This window comes from Streptococcus sanguinis SK1 = NCTC 7863 (genome assembly GCF_000194945.1).
Taxonomy (GTDB): domain Bacteria; phylum Bacillota; class Bacilli; order Lactobacillales; family Streptococcaceae; genus Streptococcus; species Streptococcus sanguinis.
Genome location: NZ_GL878507.1, coordinates 86,044 through 104,330 on the forward strand (window position 1 = coordinate 86,044; position 18,287 = coordinate 104,330).

17 protein-coding genes and 1 riboswitch are annotated in these 18,287 nt (G+C 43.2%); of the genes, 16 read left to right on the plus strand and 1 reads right to left on the minus strand.

The window, feature by feature from the left end:
• Nucleotides 1–31: 31 nt before the first annotated feature.
• The 14 genes from HMPREF9378_RS10390 to HMPREF9378_RS10325 all read left to right on the plus strand — a co-directional run bounded on the left by HMPREF9378_RS10390 (nt 32) and on the right by HMPREF9378_RS10325 (nt 15,518).
• Entirely contained in the window at nt 32–1,660 is a 1,629-nt protein-coding gene (locus HMPREF9378_RS10390; protein WP_002899786.1) for a putative polysaccharide biosynthesis protein, read from the plus strand.
• 96 nt (nt 1,661–1,756) lie between these two features.
• Nucleotides 1,757–2,914, plus strand: a complete 1,158-nt coding sequence (locus tag HMPREF9378_RS10385; protein WP_002899788.1) for a cystathionine gamma-synthase — start codon at nt 1,757–1,759, stop codon at nt 2,912–2,914.
• Entirely contained in the window at nt 2,907–4,082 is a 1,176-nt protein-coding gene (locus HMPREF9378_RS10380) for a MalY/PatB family protein (RefSeq protein WP_002899790.1), read from the plus strand. The genes HMPREF9378_RS10385 and HMPREF9378_RS10380 overlap by 8 nt, the downstream gene beginning before the upstream one ends.
• Before the next feature lie 74 nt (nt 4,083–4,156).
• A riboswitch (M-box (ykoK) riboswitch) is annotated at nt 4,157–4,313 on the plus strand.
• 149 nt (nt 4,314–4,462) lie between these two features.
• Complete coding sequence (locus tag HMPREF9378_RS10375; RefSeq protein ID WP_002899791.1) at nt 4,463–5,074, plus strand: glutathione S-transferase family protein; 612 nt, start codon at nt 4,463–4,465, stop codon at nt 5,072–5,074.
• A gap of 157 nt (nt 5,075–5,231) precedes the next feature.
• On the plus strand, nt 5,232–7,892 hold the full coding sequence (gene mgtA / locus HMPREF9378_RS10370) for a magnesium-translocating P-type ATPase (RefSeq protein ID WP_002913260.1): 2,661 nt from the start codon (nt 5,232–5,234) through the stop codon (nt 7,890–7,892).
• Between the two features lie 98 nt (nt 7,893–7,990).
• Nucleotides 7,991–8,620, plus strand: coding sequence for a uracil phosphoribosyltransferase (upp, locus tag HMPREF9378_RS10365; protein ID WP_002903228.1), 630 nt, complete (start codon nt 7,991–7,993; stop codon nt 8,618–8,620).
• An 80-nt stretch (nt 8,621–8,700) separates the two neighbouring features.
• Nucleotides 8,701–9,318 (plus strand): ATP-dependent Clp protease proteolytic subunit, encoded by a 618-nt coding sequence (locus HMPREF9378_RS10360; RefSeq protein ID WP_223312420.1) that lies wholly within the window; start codon nt 8,701–8,703, stop codon nt 9,316–9,318.
• Nucleotides 9,319–9,479: 161 nt separating this feature from the next.
• Nucleotides 9,480–9,749 carry a YlbG family protein gene (locus HMPREF9378_RS10355; protein WP_002899797.1) on the plus strand — a complete coding sequence of 90 codons (270 nt, stop codon included), beginning with the start codon at nt 9,480–9,482 and terminating at the stop codon, nt 9,747–9,749.
• Between the two features lie 88 nt (nt 9,750–9,837).
• Nucleotides 9,838–10,998: an ABC transporter substrate-binding protein gene (locus HMPREF9378_RS10350; RefSeq protein ID WP_002894677.1), complete on the plus strand. Its 1,161-nt coding sequence runs from the start codon at nt 9,838–9,840 to the stop codon at nt 10,996–10,998.
• Between the two features lie 241 nt (nt 10,999–11,239).
• Nucleotides 11,240–12,109 (plus strand): branched-chain amino acid ABC transporter permease, encoded by an 870-nt coding sequence (locus tag HMPREF9378_RS10345; protein ID WP_002894678.1) that lies wholly within the window; start codon nt 11,240–11,242, stop codon nt 12,107–12,109.
• 3 nt (nt 12,110–12,112) lie between these two features.
• Nucleotides 12,113–13,066, plus strand: coding sequence for a branched-chain amino acid ABC transporter permease (locus tag HMPREF9378_RS10340; protein WP_002899799.1), 954 nt, complete (start codon nt 12,113–12,115; stop codon nt 13,064–13,066).
• Nucleotides 13,066–13,830: an ABC transporter ATP-binding protein gene (locus HMPREF9378_RS10335; RefSeq protein ID WP_002913262.1), complete on the plus strand. Its 765-nt coding sequence runs from the start codon at nt 13,066–13,068 to the stop codon at nt 13,828–13,830. The genes HMPREF9378_RS10340 and HMPREF9378_RS10335 overlap by 1 nt, the downstream gene beginning before the upstream one ends.
• Nucleotides 13,830–14,540, plus strand: a complete 711-nt coding sequence (locus tag HMPREF9378_RS10330) for an ABC transporter ATP-binding protein (protein ID WP_002894681.1) — start codon at nt 13,830–13,832, stop codon at nt 14,538–14,540. The genes HMPREF9378_RS10335 and HMPREF9378_RS10330 overlap by 1 nt, the downstream gene beginning before the upstream one ends.
• A gap of 321 nt (nt 14,541–14,861) precedes the next feature.
• Nucleotides 14,862–15,518: a CBS domain-containing protein gene (locus HMPREF9378_RS10325; protein ID WP_002913263.1), complete on the plus strand. Its 657-nt coding sequence runs from the start codon at nt 14,862–14,864 to the stop codon at nt 15,516–15,518.
• A gap of 33 nt (nt 15,519–15,551) precedes the next feature.
• Here the strand turns inward: HMPREF9378_RS10325 and HMPREF9378_RS10320 are convergent, their stop codons facing one another.
• Complete coding sequence (locus HMPREF9378_RS10320) at nt 15,552–16,439, minus strand: YitT family protein (protein ID WP_002913094.1); 888 nt, start codon at nt 16,437–16,439, stop codon at nt 15,552–15,554.
• 312 nt (nt 16,440–16,751) lie between these two features.
• Between HMPREF9378_RS10320 and tmk the strand changes: the two genes are divergently transcribed.
• Nucleotides 16,752–17,390 carry a dTMP kinase gene (gene tmk / locus HMPREF9378_RS10310; RefSeq protein WP_002899801.1) on the plus strand — a complete coding sequence of 213 codons (639 nt, stop codon included), beginning with the start codon at nt 16,752–16,754 and terminating at the stop codon, nt 17,388–17,390.
• Entirely contained in the window at nt 17,387–18,277 is an 891-nt protein-coding gene (locus tag HMPREF9378_RS10305; protein WP_002899802.1) for a DNA polymerase III subunit delta', read from the plus strand. Before tmk ends, HMPREF9378_RS10305 begins: the two co-directional genes overlap by 4 nt.
• Nucleotides 18,278–18,287: the final 10 nt, after the last annotated feature.

An 18,287-nucleotide genomic window follows, 5' to 3' on the forward strand; every position in this document is an offset into this window, starting at 1 on the left:
ATAAAAGAAGAATAAATAGAAGAGGTTTTCTATGAGCCAAGAAACAACAAGCCAGCAGCAGCAGATGCTGCGGGGAACTGCCTGGCTAACTGCCAGCAATTTTATCAGTCGTCTTCTGGGTGCCATCTATATCATTCCTTGGTATATTTGGATGGGCAAGCACGGCGCCGAGGCCAACGGCCTTTTTACTATGGGCTACAATATCTATGCCTGGTTTTTACTGATTTCTACAGCCGGCGTGCCAGTGGCAGTAGCCAAACAGGTAGCTAAGTACAATACCATTGACAAGGAAGAGCACAGTTTCACTCTCATCCGAGAGTTTCTCAAGTTTATGCTGCTTTTGGGAGCTGTCTTTGCAGTGATGATGTACCTGCTCTCACCAGTTTTCGCTTCTATGTCTGGCGGTGGTTCAGACTTGGTGCCAGTCATGCAGAGTCTGTCTCTGGCCGTTTTGATATTCCCATCCATGAGTGTTATCCGAGGTTTTTTCCAAGGTTTTAACAATCTCAAGCCTTATGCCATCAGTCAGATTGCGGAGCAGGTCATTCGGGTTATCTGGATGCTGCTGACAGCCTTTTTCATCATGAAAATCGGTTCTGGCAACTATGTAGAAGCGGTTACCCAGTCAACATTTGCAGCATTTATCGGTATGCTGGCTAGCATGGCTGTCTTAGCCTTCTATCTCTGGAAGACAGGTATGCTGACTTCTATCCTTCATAAGTCTGCCAATGCAGGGGAGATCAATAGCCGTGCCCTCCTCTGGGATACAATCCGAGAAGCCATTCCTTTCATTATCACAGGATCTGCCATTCAGCTTTTTCAGATTATTGACCAAAATACCTTTATCCATGTCATGGGCTGGATCAGCAAGTACAGCAAGTCCGAGCTGCTGGTTCAGTTTGCCTATTTCTCAGCCAATCCTAATAAAATTACCATGATTTTAATTGCAGTGGCTACCTCTATTGGCGGTGTCGGGATTCCTCTCTTGACTGAGAACTATGTCAAAGGTGATTTCCGATCGGCTGCACGCTTGGTGCAGGATAATCTTAGTATGCTGATTTTCTTTATCTTACCAGCAACCATTGGTGCTGTTTTGGTAGCGGAACCTCTGTATACCGTTTTCTATGGCAAGCCAGATGGTCTAGCACTAGGGCTTTTCATCTTTGCTATGCTGCAGACCATTATCCTCAGTCTATATACGGTGTTGGCTCCGATGATTCAAGCCCTCTTCCAAAATAGAAAGGCAATTATCTATTTCCTCTATGGAGTGGGAGTCAAGTTGGTGTTGCAAGTACCCTTGATTTATATTTTTAAAGCTTATGGTCCTCTTCTTGCGACGACAGTCGGCTTGATTATCCCAATCTTGCTCATGTATCAGGAAATTCGCAAGGTAACAGGTCTGAATCCTAAGAACCTCTTTAAGCGGAGCCTCCTGTCAGTGATTCTGACGGTTCTGATGACCATCTTTGTCTTGGTGGCAGAGCTTCTTATCGGTCTCTTCCTTCATCCAAGCGGTCGGATTTCCAGCTTTGTCTATATCACTCTGATTGGCGGTATCGGTCTCGCTGTCTATGGCGGTCTGGCGCTCAAAGTTCGCCTTATGGATCGCTTCATCGGTTCAAAAGCTGCTAGTCTGCGCCGACGCTTTCATATTTATTAAAAAGCCATAAGGCTTTTTAATTTTTAGCTTTGTTTTTCTAAAACTTTAACATTATAGTTTCAAACTATAGCTAGCTCTTGAAAAGAAAAAAGAAAAATGTTTTCAAAAGATGTTACAATAGAGGGTGAAATATTAGCGAAGGATTGGAAGGTTAATATGAGTAAGGACGTAAAATTAAATACACTACTGGCTCAGGCTGGGGTTAAAAAAGATGAAACAACTGGTGCTTTAACAACACCCCTGCATTTTTCAACAACCTACCAGCACCCTGAGTTTGGCCAGTCAACAGGTTATGACTATACTCGGACCAAGAATCCAACGCGGGTTAGCTTGGAAGAGACTCTGGCTGCTATCGAAAGTGCAAATTATGCTCTAGCGACTAGCTCTGGTATGTCGGCTATTGTGCTGGCCTTTAGTGCCTTTCCATTTGGCAGCAAGGTTTTGGCTGTTCGGGATCTCTATGGTGGCTCTTTTCGCTGGTTTGCTCAGGCTGAAGCAGAAGGGCGCTTTGCTTTTACCTATGCCAATACAGAAGAAGAACTACTGAATAATCTGACAGAGGATATAGATATTGTCTATATCGAGACACCGACCAATCCTCTTATGGTAGAGTTTGACATTGCCCGCATTTCCCAAGCAGCTCATGAGCGAGGAGCAGCTGTCATTGTGGATAATACCTTCTATAGTCCCATTTATCAAAGACCGCTGGAGGATGGAGCAGATATTGTTCTGCACTCTGCAACCAAGTATCTGGGCGGGCACAATGATGTCTTGGCCGGAGCTATCATGACTAATGATGCTGCTATTTATGACAAGCTTTTCTATAATCTCAATACAACTGGGCCAGTCCTGTCTCCTTTTGACAGCTATCTGCTTTTGCGCGGTCTCAAGACACTGGCTCTACGCATGGAGCGCTCTACTCAGAATGCGCAAGAAGTAGTCGCTTTTCTGAAGCAATCTCCTGCGGTAAAAGAGGTTCTCTATCCAGGCAAGGGTGGTATGATTTCCTTTAAAGTTGTGGACGAAGGCAAGATTCCTCATCTCCTAAATAGCCTGAAAGTCTTTACCTTTGCGGAAAGTTTAGGAGGAGTGGAGAGCTTGATTACCTATCCGACGACCCAGACTCACGCAGACATTCCAGTGGAAGTGCGTCATTCTTATGGCTTAACTGATGATTTGCTACGCCTGTCAATTGGAATTGAGGATAGTCGAGATTTGGTAGACGATTTACGTGCAGCCTTGGAGAATGAATAATATGGGAAGATATAATTTTGAAAAAGCACCCTGTCGTGTAGGGCATCATACTTATAAATGGAAAGAAGCGGAGAAGGACAAAGAAGTTCTGCCAGCCTGGATTGCGGATATGGATTTTGAAGTCCTGCCTGAAATCCAGCAAGCTGTTCATGACTACGCTAATCAGTTGGTCTATGGCTATACCTATGCCAGTGAAGAGCTAATCAATGCTGTTCTAGATTGGGAGCGGGATGAGCACGACTATACCTTTGATCGGGATGCTTTGGTATTTATCGAGGGGGTTGTTCCTGCTATTTCGACGGCTATCCAAGCCTTTACCAAGGAAGGGGATGCTGTTCTAATCAACACTCCTGTTTACCCACCTTTTGCCCGCAGTGTCAAGCTCAATAATCGTCAGCTTATTACCAATTCTTTGATAGAGCAGGATGGTCTCTTTCAGATTGACTTTGAGAAGCTAGAGCGGGACATTGTAGACAATGAAGTCAAGATTTATGTTCTTTGCAATCCGCACAATCCTGGAGGTCGAGTTTGGGAACGGGAAGTGTTAGAGAAAATTGGCCGCCTCTGTCAAAAGTACGGCGTTCTCCTGGTCTCAGACGAAATTCATCAAGATTTGACGCTGTTTGGCCATGAACATCAGTCTTTTAATACTGTCTCGCCTGACTTTAAGGACTTTAGTCTGATTTTAGCAAGTGCGACTAAAACCTTTAATATTGCTGGAACTAAAAATTCCTATGCTGTGATTGAGAATCCTAGCTTGCGGCATCAGTTTAAAAAACGCCAGCTGGCCAATAACCAGCATGAAATTCCTGGTCTTGGATTTCTAGCTACAGAAGCAGCCTATCGTTACGGTTGGTCTTGGTTGATGGAGCTCAAGGAAGTTCTGGAGAAGAATGTGAATTTTGTGGTTGATTATTTTGCCAAAGAGGCACCGCGCCTGCGGATCATGAAGCCTCAAGGGACTTATCTGATTTGGCTGGACTTTTCAGATTATGGCCTGACAGATGACCAGCTCTTTCAGCTGCTACGAGAAGAGGCAAAGGTCGTCCTGAATAGAGGAAGTGATTTTGGCCAAGAAGGCAAAGGCCATGCCCGTCTAAATGTTGCTGCTCCAGAGACCATGGTTGAAGAAATCTGCTCCCGTATTGCAGAGGTATTGCCAAAATAAATCAAAAATTTTTTGAAATTTGTTTCAAGTGAGAAAAATGATTGACAATCCTCCCAAAGAGGAGTATAGTAATAGTGGAAAATCGGTAGGTGAGGCTACCATAAGGATACGGATGACTACCGCAAAGCAGTGGAGACACTACTCGTTGGTCAACAGTCCTGATCGCCAAGGTCAAGACTAAGCTCATTTCATCGCCTTATGGAGTTAAAGCTTGAACGGTGAATGCTTGCTTTATCTGTGCTTAAAACAATGAAGCGAATAACCTGACATGCAAACGACCCTGCTGAGAAATTGGCAGGGTATTCTTTTTTGTTGAAAATATTTCAAGAGAGTAAATAGTTGATTGCCTGCCTCTTAAGAAACAAGAAAGAGGAGGAATAATGAAATTTTGGTATTCTAGTACCAGTCCTTTTGCGCGTAAAGTATATGTTACAATTTTACACCATCATTTAGAGGAGCAAGTGGATATTCAGAAAGTTCAGGTGGCTTTTGATAGAAATTCACCGCACAATCAAGATAATCCTTTAGGTAGAATTCCTGCTTTTCAAGCTTCCAGTGGAGAATGGTTATATGGTAGTGATTTAATTTCTCAATATTTAGACGAACTAGGTCAGGAAGTTTCACTTTTCCCCAATGGAATGGATAAATGGCATGTTTTAAATATACTGTCCATTGCTGAAGGAATTTTGGAAAATACAATGCCGATTGTTGCGGAAAAATTTTTCCATGAAAAAGAACATTGGTGGAAAGACAGACATCAGCAAATTGAAGAGAGAAATATACGGAGTTTGTCTTTGTTAGAGAAACTGGCTACTGAGCAAGGGCTCTCTTTAAATATTGCAACAATCCAAGTAGTTGCTCTTGTAGATTGGTGGAATTTACGTGAAGAAGTTATTGGATTATCTTTAAAAGAAAATTTTCCAGAATTGCAAGATTGGACACAGAAGATGAATGCCACTTTTGAGGTCTTGCAGGCATCTTGGGACTTTTAATTGTTTTTATAAATTAAGAAAGGAGACATGCGATGCAAATTGACGATTATCCGGAACCGCACATACACAGCCAATCGCTGATTTGTGTCGTTCTGTCCTCATAAAGTGATTGGTCCCTGTGTATGAAATTTAACAATCATACATCAAGGAGAAACCAATGAAAACAGTAAAAGAAAGATTAGTTGCTGCTCTGCAGCTTCCTGTAAAAGAAACTCTGGCATTTTACAAGAGTTCCTTTCGCGGCCTGACAGAAGAGCAGGTCGAAGAAAATCGTGACCTTTATGGTGAGAATATCATCACAAAGGGTCAGGAAGACTCTATTCTAAAGAAAATTTACGAGTCTATCATTAACCCCTTTACAGTCATCCTATTGGTGATTGCCCTAGTGTCCTTAGTAACAAATGTCTGGCTGGCTAAGCCTGGTGAGGAAGATCCGACAACTTCCATCATCATTGTTGTTCTGGTGCTGATTTCTGGAGGCATTCGTTTTGTTCAGGAATTGCGGAGCGACCGCGCTGCTAGCAATCTGTCTCGGCTGATTGTCAACACGGCTACGGTTATCCGTGAAGGAGCAGAGCAGGAACTTCCGATTGATGAGCTTGTTGTAGGAGACATCATCAAACTTAGTGCTGGAGACATGATTCCTGCAGATGTACTGCTGCTGGATTCGCGTGATTTCTTTGTTCAGCAGTCCGGCCTGACAGGGGAAAGTGATGCAGTAGAAAAGGTCTGTTTGGCCAAGTCAGATGAACAAAATCTCGATAGCCTTTTAGAAACAGAGTCGCTGGCCTTTATGGGAACCAACGTTATTTCCGGAAGAGCTACAGCTCTGGTGCTGGTGGTTGGCGATGAGACCATGATGGGAGCCATTGAGCAGACGCTTAACACCTATGATGAGCCGACCTCTTTTGAGCGCGAGATGAATAGCATTTCCTGGCTCTTGATTCGTCTGATGCTTATCATGGTTCCAGTCGTGTTCTTCATAAACGGTCTGACAGACGGCGACTGGCTGGAAGCAGGTGTCTTTGCTCTCAGCGTTGGAGTTGGCTTGACTCCAGAAATGCTGCCTATGATTATCACAGCGAGCTTGGCTAAAGGTTCTATTATCATGGCTCAGGAAAAGGTCGTGATTAAGAAGCTGAATGCCATCCAAGACCTAGGAGCTATTGATATCCTTTGTACGGATAAGACAGGTACACTGACCCAAGACGAGATTGTGTTGGAATACCCGCTGGATATTCATGGTGATTTGGACCTAGCAGTGCTCCGTCGTGCCTTTCTCAATTCCTACTATCAAACTGGTCTCAAAAATCTCATGGATCGGGCTATTATTAATCGGACGGAGAAAGAAGCAGAAAAGCATGAGATTGTCCGTAATCTAGACCAAACCTTTAAGAAAATTGATGAACTGCCCTTTGATTTCGAGCGTCGTCGTATGAGTGTCATCGTCAAGGATGATGAGGATGTTATCAGCATGGTGACCAAGGGGGCCTTGGAGGAAATGCTGGCTATCTCTAGCCATGTAGAATACAAGAAACGCATTACAGTACTGACTGAGGAGATTCGTCAGGAAATCCTTTCGGAAGTGTCCCAACTCAATGAGCAAGGTCTGCGCGTGCTTGGTGTTAGCTACAAGTCAGACTTAGAAGAAGATTACAACTATGAATTGAAGGATGAGTCCGACATGATTTTGACGGGCTATCTGGCTTTCCTAGATCCTCCTAAGTCATCTGCGGCTCCAGCTATTGAAACCTTGGCTGAGTACGGAGTTGCTACTAAGATTTTGACCGGTGATAATGATAAGGTGACCCAGGCAGTTTGTGAAAAGGTTGGGTTAGATGTAGATAATATCTTACTAGGCGTAGAGGTAGATGCTTTATCAGATGAGGAATTGAGCCAAGCAGTAGAGCATACAACGGTTTTTGCCAAGCTCTCACCTGACCAAAAAGCTCGGATCATTCTCCAACTCAAGGCCAATGGTCACAAGGTTGGCTACATGGGTGATGGTATCAATGATGCACCTTCTATGAAGGTAGCAGATGTGGGTATTTCTGTTGATACAGCTGTCGATATTGCCAAGGAAACGGCAGATGTCATTCTGCTGGACAAGGACCTCATGGTTCTGGAGAAGGGGTTGGTAGAGGGACGCAAGGTCTATGCCAACATGACCAAGTACATTAAGATGACGGTCAGTTCCAATTTTGGGAATATCTTTTCTCTTCTCTTTGCTAGCATTTTTCTGCCTTTTCTACCTATGGCACCAGTTCATCTGATTGTCCTCAATCTGGTTTATGACCTGTCCTGTATCGCTCTGCCCTTTGATAATGTGGATAGTGAATTTCTCAAGAGACCTCATATCTGGTCAGCCACTTCCATTACCCGATTTATGGCTTGGATTGGACCGATTTCATCCGTTTTTGATGTTTTGACCTATCTGGTGCTCTACTTTATTATCGTGCCTATGATAACAGGAGGTAGCTATCAAGCAGGTAGTGGACAGGCAGAGACCTTTATCACTCTTTTTCAAACAGGCTGGTTCATTGAGTCTATGTGGACTCAGACCATGGTCATCTACATGCTACGCTCACCTAAGCTGCCATTTGTGCAAAGCCGTCCTGCTTTATCTGTCATTGTGACGACCATGGCAGCAGCCCTCTTTGTTACTTCCCTGCCATACAGCCTCTTTGCGTCAGTTCTGAAGACAGCTCCGCTGAATGGCACTTATTTCCTTTTCCTCCTCTTGATTATTGCGCTTTATATGGTTAGTGTAACCCTTGTTAAACACCTTTATATCAAGCGCTATAGAGAATGGCTGTAAGGTGAAGAAAATCTGTGAAAAGGCTTGCTTATAGCAAGCCTTTTCACACTTTTTTTTGATATAATAAGAAGAATAAATTGAAAGAAGGAAATCCAATCATGGGAAAACTTGAAGTTATCGCTCATCCACTAATTCAGCATAAATTGTCTATCTTGCGTCGTACAGATACCTCTACCAAGGCTTTTCGTGAATTAGTTGATGAAATCGCAATGCTCATGGGATATGAAGTTTTGCGCGATTTACCACTTGAAGATGTAGAAATTGAAACACCGATTACGAAAACCATTCAAAAGCAGATTGCAGGGAAAAAATTAGCTATTGTACCAATCCTGCGGGCTGGTATTGGCATGGTGGATGGACTTCTGAGCTTGGTTCCAGCAGCTAAAGTTGGGCATATCGGAATGTACCGTGATGAAGAAACCCTGAAGCCGGTTGAATATTTGGTAAAGCTGCCAGAAGATATTGACCAACGTCAGATTTTTGTTGTAGATCCAATGCTAGCCACGGGTGGTTCTGCGATCTTGGCGGTGGATTCTCTGAAAAAACGTGGTGCTAGCCACATTACATTTGTATGTTTGGTTTCAGCGCCTGAAGGAGTAAAAGCCTTGCAAGAAGCTCATCCAGATGTTGATATTTTTACAGCGGCTCTGGATGACCACCTCAATGACCATGGTTATATCGTACCAGGACTAGGAGATGCAGGAGATCGTCTGTTCGGAACTAAATAAAAGTTTCTATTTGACCTTTTTTGACCAAAAGGATATAATAGTCTCGTAATTTGAAATTCTATTTCCTAGTTTGATGGAAAATTTTAAAAAGAGAAAGAGAGAAAACTATGATTCCTGTAGTTATTGAACAAACCAGCCGAGGGGAGCGCTCCTATGATATTTACTCCCGGCTATTAAAAGATCGGATTATCATGCTGACTGGCCCAGTAGAGGACAATATGGCTAATTCAGTCATTGCCCAGCTCCTTTTCTTGGATGCACAGGACAATACTAAAGATATTTATCTCTATGTAAATACGCCGGGGGGATCCGTTTCAGCAGGTCTGGCTATTGTGGATACTATGAACTTCATCAAGTCTGATGTTCAGACCATTGTTATGGGTGTAGCTGCCAGCATGGGAACAATCATTGCTTCCAGTGGTGCTAAGGGCAAACGCTTCATGCTTCCAAATGCAGAATATCTGATTCACCAGCCGATGGGCGGAGCTGGAAGCGGCACTCAGCAAACAGATATGGCCATTGTAGCTGAGCACTTGCTTAGAACTCGTAATACCTTGGAAAAAATCTTAGCTGAAAACTCTGGCAAGTCCGTTGAGCAAATCCACAAGGATGCAGAACGTGATTACTGGATGAGCGCTCAAGAAACCTTGGAATACGGCTTTATTGACGAAATCATGGAAAATAGCAACTTGAACTAACATAGGAGGAGCCAAAACCGGCTCCTTTTTTTGTTGCTTTGAGTCTGACAAGTTACCAAGTTCAGGTGATTTAAGCAGGCCATAAAGCTTTTCAGGGCTAGTTTTTTTGCCCTATCTTTGCTATAATCATCTAAGAACTACATGGACCGGAAAGGAGTTTTATGATAGAGAGAGAAGAAAGAGTGGGCTTGATTGTCTATCTTTACTATAATCGAGATGCCAAAAAACTGGCGAACTTCGGTGATATTATTTATCATTCTAAGAAGCATCGTTATCTGCATCTCTATGTCAAGCAAGAGGACGCCCAGAACTTACAGGAGAATCTGCCCAAGGAGCGCTATGTTAAGCAAGTTCGGATTTCTCACATAAAAGAACTGGATCAAAACTTTGTTGGAAGCCTGTATAGAGAGCAAGAAAACGTTATCATTTGATAAAATTTCTATAAGGGGTTGACAATTGTCAGATAATTCGATATATTCTTACTATATCATCAATCAAATCACTTAAGGAGATTTCGGAATGAAGAAAAAATTTGCACTATCCTTAGTAGCTTTTGCTAGTGCGGCCCTTCTCGCAGCTTGTGGAGAAGTATCCAATAACAACTCAACAGCAACTGGTACAGAAATTGGCGATACGATTAAATTTGGTTTTAACTTTGAAGAATCAGGTGAAGTAGCAGCCTACGGTACAGCTGAACAACATGGTGCTCAGTTGGCAGTTGATGAAATCAACGCTGCTGGCGGTGTTGATGGCAAGAAGATTGAAGTTACTGATAAGGATAACAAATCAGAAACAGCTGAAGCATCTACCATCACTACTAGCTTGGTTACCCAAAGCAAGGTAAATGCAATCATTGGTCCTGCGACTTCTGGAGCTACTGCTTCAGCTACTGCAAATGCTGCTAAAGCAGGTGTACCAATCATTACACCAAGTGCGACACAGGATGACCTGACCAACAAGCAAGATTATCTTTACCGTGCAACCTTCATTGATAGCTACCAAGGTAAAATCATTTCTAAGTATGTTACTGACAACTTGAAAGCTAAGAAAGTCGTTCTTTACTACGACCAATCTAGTGACTACGCTAAAGGAATGGCGGATGCCTTCAAGAAGGAATTCAAGGGTGAGATTGTAGCAACAGAAACTTTCCAATCCAAGGATACAGACTTCCAAGCTGCTTTGACAAAGATTAAGGGCAAAGAATTTGACGCTCTGGTTGTTCCAGGTTACTATACAGAAGCTGGTAAAATTGTCAATCAAGCGCGTGGTTTGGGTATTGACCAAACAATCGTTGGTCCTGATGGGTTTGGTGATGCTAAGTTCGTTGAGCAAGCAACTCCTGCTGCAGCTACAAATGTTTACTATGTATCTGGCTTTACAACTTCTGGTGAAATGTCAGAAAAAGCTAAGAAGTTTATTGAAGCATACAAAGCTAAGTACAAAGAAGAACCATCTATGTTTGCAGCTCTGGCATATGACTCTGTTTATATGGCAGCAGAAGCAGCCAAAGGTGCTAAAACTTCTGTAGATATCAAAGACAACTTGGCTAAGCTTAAAGATTTCGATGGAGTGACCGGTTCAATCACTATTGATAAAGATCACAATCCAGTGAAAACAGCTCTGATGATTGGCTTGAAAGACGGTCAAGTAGATACTGTAGAAACAGTTAAAGCGGAATAATAGTTACGAGGCTGGGGCTATCCCAGTCTTTGACTTGTTTTCTATTTCTAGTTGCTTGAGCAAGTTAGTAGATGATTTCTTTATAAATCTACGGATTTGAAAGAGTATTGTTTTATAATCTATTCTTCTTCGTTTCTCAATCAACTATTATTCGTATTTTGGGAGTGGGATGATAAAATCACGACCTAGTCTGCTGATTTTTGTCCCATTCCTTATTTTATTATAGAAAGAGTGGTGTCTAATGCTCCAACAATTAGTCAACGGTCTAATCCTGGGTAGTGTTTATGCGCTTCTGGCTTTGGGTTATACCATGGTTTATGGGATTATTAAGCTGATTAACTTTGCTCATGGCGATATCTATATGATTGGTGCCTTTATGGGTTATTACTTGATTAATATCTTGAAGTTTAATTTCTTCCTTTCTCTCATTTTAGCGATGATTGGGACAGCGATTCTCGGTGTGCTTATTGAGTTTTTAGCCTATCGTCCTCTGCGAAATTCGACTCGGATTGCGGCTTTGATTACAGCCATTGGGGTCTCTTTTCTCCTCGAGTATGGCATGATTTTCTTTGTCGGTGCCAATACTCGTTCCTTCCCACAGGTTATTAAAACAGTACGCTTTAACTTAGGGCCGATTTCTATCTCAAATATTCAGCTGCTGATTTTGGGAATTTCGATTTTCCTCATGGTGGCTCTGCAGTTTATCGTGCAGAAGACAAAGATGGGTAAGGCTATGCGTGCTGTGTCTGTAGATAGTGATGCTGCTCAGCTCATGGGAATCAATGTCAATCGGACAATCAGCTTCACCTTTGCTTTGGGGTCAGCTCTTGCAGGAGCTGCTGGTGTTCTAATTGCCCTTTATTATAATTCATTGGAGCCTCTGATGGGGATGACTCCAGGTATTAAGTCCTTTGTAGCGGCCGTTCTCGGTGGTATTGGAATCATTCCTGGTGCCGCGCTTGGTGGCTTTGTTATCGGTCTTTTGGAGACTTTTGCGACAGCGCTTGGACTATCTGATTTCCGTGATGCCATTGTCTATGCGATTTTGATTGTCATTCTTCTGATCCGTCCAGCTGGTATCCTTGGCAAAAATGTGAAAGAGAAGGTGTAAGGTATGAAAAAGAATTTAAAGGTAAATATTTTCTGGCTTGGCCTTGTCTTAATTGGCTACTTGTTGATGACAGTATTGGTTAGTGCCGGTGTTCTCAATGCTTTTTACATTCAAATCTTAGAACAGATTGGGATTAATATTATTCTGGCGGTCGGGCTCAATCTCATTGTCGGATTCTCAGGTCAATTCTCTCTTGGCCATGCTGGTTTTATGGCAATCGGTGCCTACGCAGTAGCCATTATTGGCTCTAAATCGCCAACTTATGGAGCTTTCTTTATTGCTATGTTGGCTGGAGCTATCATTGCTGGTATTGTGGCTTTGGCAGTCGGTTTGCCAACGCTTCGTCTTAAAGGAGACTATCTCGCGATTGCGACTCTTGGTGTCTCAGAGATTATACGGATTCTGATTATTAATGGCGGTACTTTGACGAATGGCGCAGCTGGTATCCTATCCATTCCGCCCTTTACCTCTTGGCAGATGGTCTATGTCTTTGTTGTTATCACAACTATTTTAACCTTGAATTTCCTGCGCAGTCCTATCGGTCGCAGCACTCTGTCTGTTCGTGAGGATGAGATTGCTGCCGAGTCTGTTGGGGTTAATACTACTAGAATCAAAGTGACAGCCTTTGTCTTGGGAGCTATCACGGCTTCGATTGCTGGCTCTCTTCAAGCTGGCTTTGTTGGGTCAGTCGTTCCTAAGGACTATTCCTTTACTAACACTATCAATATCTTGATTATTGTCGTTTTTGGTGGTCTAGGATCTATGACTGGAACTATCGTAGCTGCAGTAGTATTGGGAATTCTCAATATGCTGCTGCAGGATGTGTCCAGCATTCGGATGATTGTCTATTCTTTGGCCTTAATCTTGGTCATGATTTTCCGTCCTGGCGGACTTTTGGGAACTTGGGAGCTGAGCTTGTCTAAGCTTTTCAAAAAGAATAAGGAGGTCAAAGAATAATGGCACTTCTTGATGTGAAAAATCTAACTAAAAACTTTGGCGGTCTGACTGCTGTCAGCGATGTAACCTTGGAACTCAACGAGGGCGAGCTGGTTGGTCTGATTGGCCCTAATGGTGCAGGAAAAACGACCCTTTTTAACCTCTTGACTGGTGTTTATGAGCCTAGTGAAGGAACAGTGACACTAGATGGTCATTTGCTCAATGGTAAGGTACCTTACAAGATTGCTTCTTTAGGTCTAGGGCGGACCTTCCAAAACATCCGGCTCTTTAAGGACCTTAGTGTTTTGGATAATGTTTTGATTGCCTTTGGTAATCATCATAAGGCTCATGTGTTGGCTTCTTTCCTCCGCCTGCCAGCTTACTATAAAAACGAAGAAGAACTCAAAGCTAAGGCTTTGGAGTTGCTGAAAATTTTTGACTTGGACAAGGAAGCAGAAACCTTGGCTAAGAACTTAGCTTATGGTCAGCAGCGCCGCTTGGAGATTGTTCGGGCTTTGGCAACGGAGCCAAAGATCCTTTTCTTGGATGAGCCTGCTGCAGGGATGAACCCTCAGGAGACAGCAGAGCTGACTGCATTGATTCGACGGATTAAAAACGAATTTAACATTACCATCATGCTAATTGAGCATGATATGAGTCTGGTAATGGAAGTCACTGAGCGCATCTATGTGCTGGAGTACGGCCGCTTGATTGCGCACGGAACACCTGATGAAATCAAGAATGACAAACGCGTTATTGAAGCATATCTAGGAGGTGAAGCCTAATGTCCATGCTTAAAGTTGAGAATCTCTCTGTCCATTATGGCATGATTCAGGCTGTCCGTGATGTCAGCTTTGAAGTAAACGAAGGAGAAGTCGTTTCCCTGATTGGTGCCAATGGCGCTGGGAAAACGACCATTCTCCGGACTATTTCAGGCTTGGTTCGTCCAAGTGCTGGTAAAATTGAATTTGTCGGCAATGAAATTCAAAAAGTTCCTGCTCAAAAAATCGTAGCAGCTGGACTTTCGCAAGTACCAGAAGGTCGTCATGTCTTTCCAGGTTTAACCGTTTTGGAGAATTTGGAAATGGGCGCCTTTCTCAAAACAAATCGCGAAGAAAATCAAGCCAATCTCAAAAAAGTCTTCTCTCGTTTCCCACGCTTGGAAGAGCGTAAAAACCAAGATGCTGCTACCCTTTCAGGTGGTGAGCAGCAGATGCTGGCTATGGGACGGGCTCTGATGTCTACGCCTAAGCTGTTGCTCTTGGATGAGCCTTCTATGGGCTTGGCGCCAATCTTTATCCAGGAAATCTTCGATATTATCCAAGATATCCAGCGGCAAGGGACTACAGTTCTTTTGATTGAGCAAAATGCAAATAAGGCTCTCTCTATCGCTGACCGTGGTTATGTCCTTGAAACAGGTAAAATTGTTCTGTCCGGAACAGGCCAAGAGCTCCTCGCTTCTGACGAAGTCCGCAAAGCATATCTAGGTGGCTGAAACAATCCGGTGGATTGTTTCAGGTTGCAAATAGGAACTCGCGGTAGCGAGTTTTCTTTAAAATGTCTGGGAGACATTTTTAGGTTGTTGATAGAAAGTTACGATAGTAACTTAACATTTTGAAAAGGTCCAATGGACCTTTTTTCTTCTCTTGGATGTTAAGCTAGTATAGTTGACCATTGTCTATCTTCAATTTTCCCAATCGCGGGATTTTTCTAAATTTTGAAAACTTAGGCACAGGCCTTGGAAGCGTTTGAAATCAGCTTCAAAATAAAGTATAATAAGTATAAGAATTATGGATAGGAAGTAGAGGGAACTTTTATGGCAGTTAAAGATTTTATGACGCGTAAGGTGGTTTATATCAGCCCTGATACAACGATTGCTCATGCGGCAGATATGATGCGTGAGCAGAAGCTCCACCGTCTGCCGGTGATTGAGAATGACCAACTAGTGGGACTGGTGACAGAAGGAACGATTGCAGAAGCTAGTCCGTCTAAGGCAACGAGCCTGTCCATTTATGAGATGAACTATCTTCTCAACAAAACCAAGGTTGGTGATGTTATGATTCGTGATGTGGTCACGATTTCTCAGTTTGCCAGTCTGGAAGATGCGACCTATCTGATGCTGAAAAATAAGATTGGTATCCTGCCTGTTGTGGACAATGAGCAACTTTACGGGGTTATCACTGACCGTGATATTTTCAAGGCTTTCTTAGAAGTATCTGGCTATGGTGAAGAGGGAGTCCGTCTGCGCTTTGTCACTGAGAATAAGGTGGGGGTTCTTGAGCAGATAATCCGTCTTCTGGTGGAAGAAAATCTCAACATCTCCAATACAGTCAATATCCCGCGCAAGGATGGAAAAGTTGTCATTGAAGTACAATTAGCTGGTAATATAGATACGGCGCTTCTCAAGAAAAAATTTGAAGAGCATGCGATTGAGCTGGCTGAGATTACACATACTGCTGCAAAAGCTTTATAAGCGATAAAAAAGCCTCATCATTAGATGAGGTTTTTAACGTACAATAGGTTGTTTGTTGGCATCTAAAGTGAAGCCTTCGCCCAAAATCTCATGGGCTTCGGTAATAGTTGTAAAGGCAAATGGATCGACTTGGTTAATGAGTTTCTTCATCTGTTGCATTTCATTACGGGAAACAACACAGTAGACAATCTGGAGATCCTGCTTGCTATAGAAGCCTTGGCCCTTGAGGAAGGTCACTCCACGATCTAGCTTGTTATTGATAGCTTCAGCCAGTTCAGCCGGTTTGCTGGTAACGATAAGGAATCCCTTGCCGGCAAAGCCTCCTTCTGCAATCAGGTCAATGACGCGCGAGGTGATAAAGACAAACATTAGGGTATAAGACACCATGCGTAGGTCTTTGAAAACAAGGAGAACCAAGGTGATGACCACAAAATCAACAGTCAGCATGAGTTTGCCCATGGAAATGCTCGTATATTTATTAAAGATGCGGGCTACAATGTCAGTACCGCCCGTCGTTCCGCCAGCATTGAAGATGATGCCTAGTCCAATCCCTAAAACAATCCCTGTTCCAAGACAGGCCAGTAAAACATCCCCGTCCAGAGCTGAGAGGAAATAGTCTTGCAGGTTTTTGGAGGCAGGTAGGATTTCAAAAATCTTGAGCCAAGCAGACACGGAGAAGGTTCCCAGAATGCTGAGATAGAGGGTTCGCGAGCCCAGTAGCTTCCAAGCAATAATAAAGAGAGGAATGTTAATAATCAGGTTGGTCGTCGAGACAGGGATTTTAAATAGATAGTAGGCAATCAAGGTCAGACCTGTCGCGCCACCTTCATATAAGTGAAAGGGAATGACCAAATAATGAATCCCAAAAGAAAAAATTCCAGCCCCAAAAATGATGGCCAGTACGTTTTTTAATTTAAACATAACATCCTCCTAAATCTATTTCCAGAAATTTCTTCTGAATATATTTTACCAAAAATTTAGCCTTTGTGAAACACTTTGAAAAAATATTTAAAGTTTTTTCTTATGATGGGCTTTTGGCTTTTTTTTTGGTAAAATAAACAATAGATAAAAAAGAGTGGGATGACAATAATGAGTTGACGGAATCGGCTCTTATCAGGCTGCTCAGTAATGTAGACGGACTCTGAAAAGTAGATTATATCAAGTTTTAGAGCAAGTCTCATCTGCATTTTCTTATAAAGAACGAAAAATAGAAGTTAGAGATTCAAGGTAAAGATGAAAAATGGTATTTTGATTTCGCTGGAAGGTCCAGAAGGGGCTGGAAAGTCAAGTGTGTTGGAAGCCTTGCTTCCTTTTTTGAAAAATTATGGCACTGGTCTTATTACGACGCGGGAGCCGGGCGGCGTCCAGATTGCGGAGGCCATTCGCGAAGTGATTTTGGAACCTAGTCATACGGCTATGGATGCTAAAACTGAGCTCTTGCTGTACATTGCCAGCCGCCGTCAGCACTTGACTGAGCGGGTTTTGCCAGCTTTGGCGCAAGGGAAAATCGTCTTGATGGACCGTTTTATCGATAGTTCGGTGGCCTATCAAGGATATGGTCGCGGCTTGGATGTAACAGACATTGAATGGCTCAATCAGTTTGCGACAGATGGACTCAAGCCTGATTTGACCCTCTATTTTGATATTGATGTGGAAGAAGGGTTGGCGCGGATTGCTAGGAGCGAGAGTCGAGAGGTGAATCGGCTTGATCTGGAGGGTTTAGACCTGCACCAGCGGGTTCGGCAGGGCTATTTGGCGATTCTTGACAAGGAGCCTGAGCGCTTTGTCAAGGTAGATGCCAGCCAACCTTTGGATAAGGTAGTGGCTGATAGTTTGGCCATCATTCAGGAACGATTTGGGAATCCGTCATGAAGATAAAAGAGTTACAGCAAAGCCAGCCCAGCTTGTTTGAGCAGTTTCAGCATATTTTGGAACAGGGGCGGCTTAGTCATGCCTACTTGTTTACCGGAGCTTTTGGCAGTTTTGAAATGGCCCAAATCCTGTCCCAAAGTCTTTTTTGTGAGAATAAGCAAGGCGTCTGGCCTTGTCAGTCCTGTCGTTCTTGTCGTTTGATTGCAGAAGAAGATTTTTCTGATGTAACTGTGGTGCGACCGGTTAATAACATTATTAAAACAGACCGAGTTCGGGAGTTGGTCCGAAACTTCTCTCAAAGTGGCTTAGAAGGCAGTCGGCAGGTTTTCATTATCTGCGATGCGGATCGGATGCACATCAATGCAGCCAATTCCTTGCTCAAAGTCATTGAGGAACCGCAGAGTGAGATTTATATCTTTCTTCTGACTGCTGATGAACAGCTGATTCTGCCGACGATTCGAAGTCGGACTCAGGTTTATCATTTCTTGAAAAATACAGCTGCTCTGCAGCACAGTTTGGAACAGGATGGCTTGATTAAAAGTCGAGCGGAGCTACTAGCTGCTTATAGTCAGACTCAGTCAGAAGCGGCTAGCTTGGCTCATAATAATGCCTTTTTTGAATTAGTCAGCGAATGCGAGCGCTTTGTCAAGGATTTTCAGACTCGCTCCAGTCAGGCATTTCTGCAGGTTTCGCGTCTGGCAAAGCTGGCTAATGATAAGGAGAAGCAGGAACAGGTCTTCAAGCTCTTGGAAGTATTATTTTATAAAGAGATAGCAACAGAAAGCGGTCGACAGGCCTTGGAGCAGCTTTTACTGGCTCGGAAGATGTGGCGGGCCAATGTATCTTTTCAAAACGCTTTAGAATATATGACTTTGAAGGGAAAGTAAAAAGAGGCAG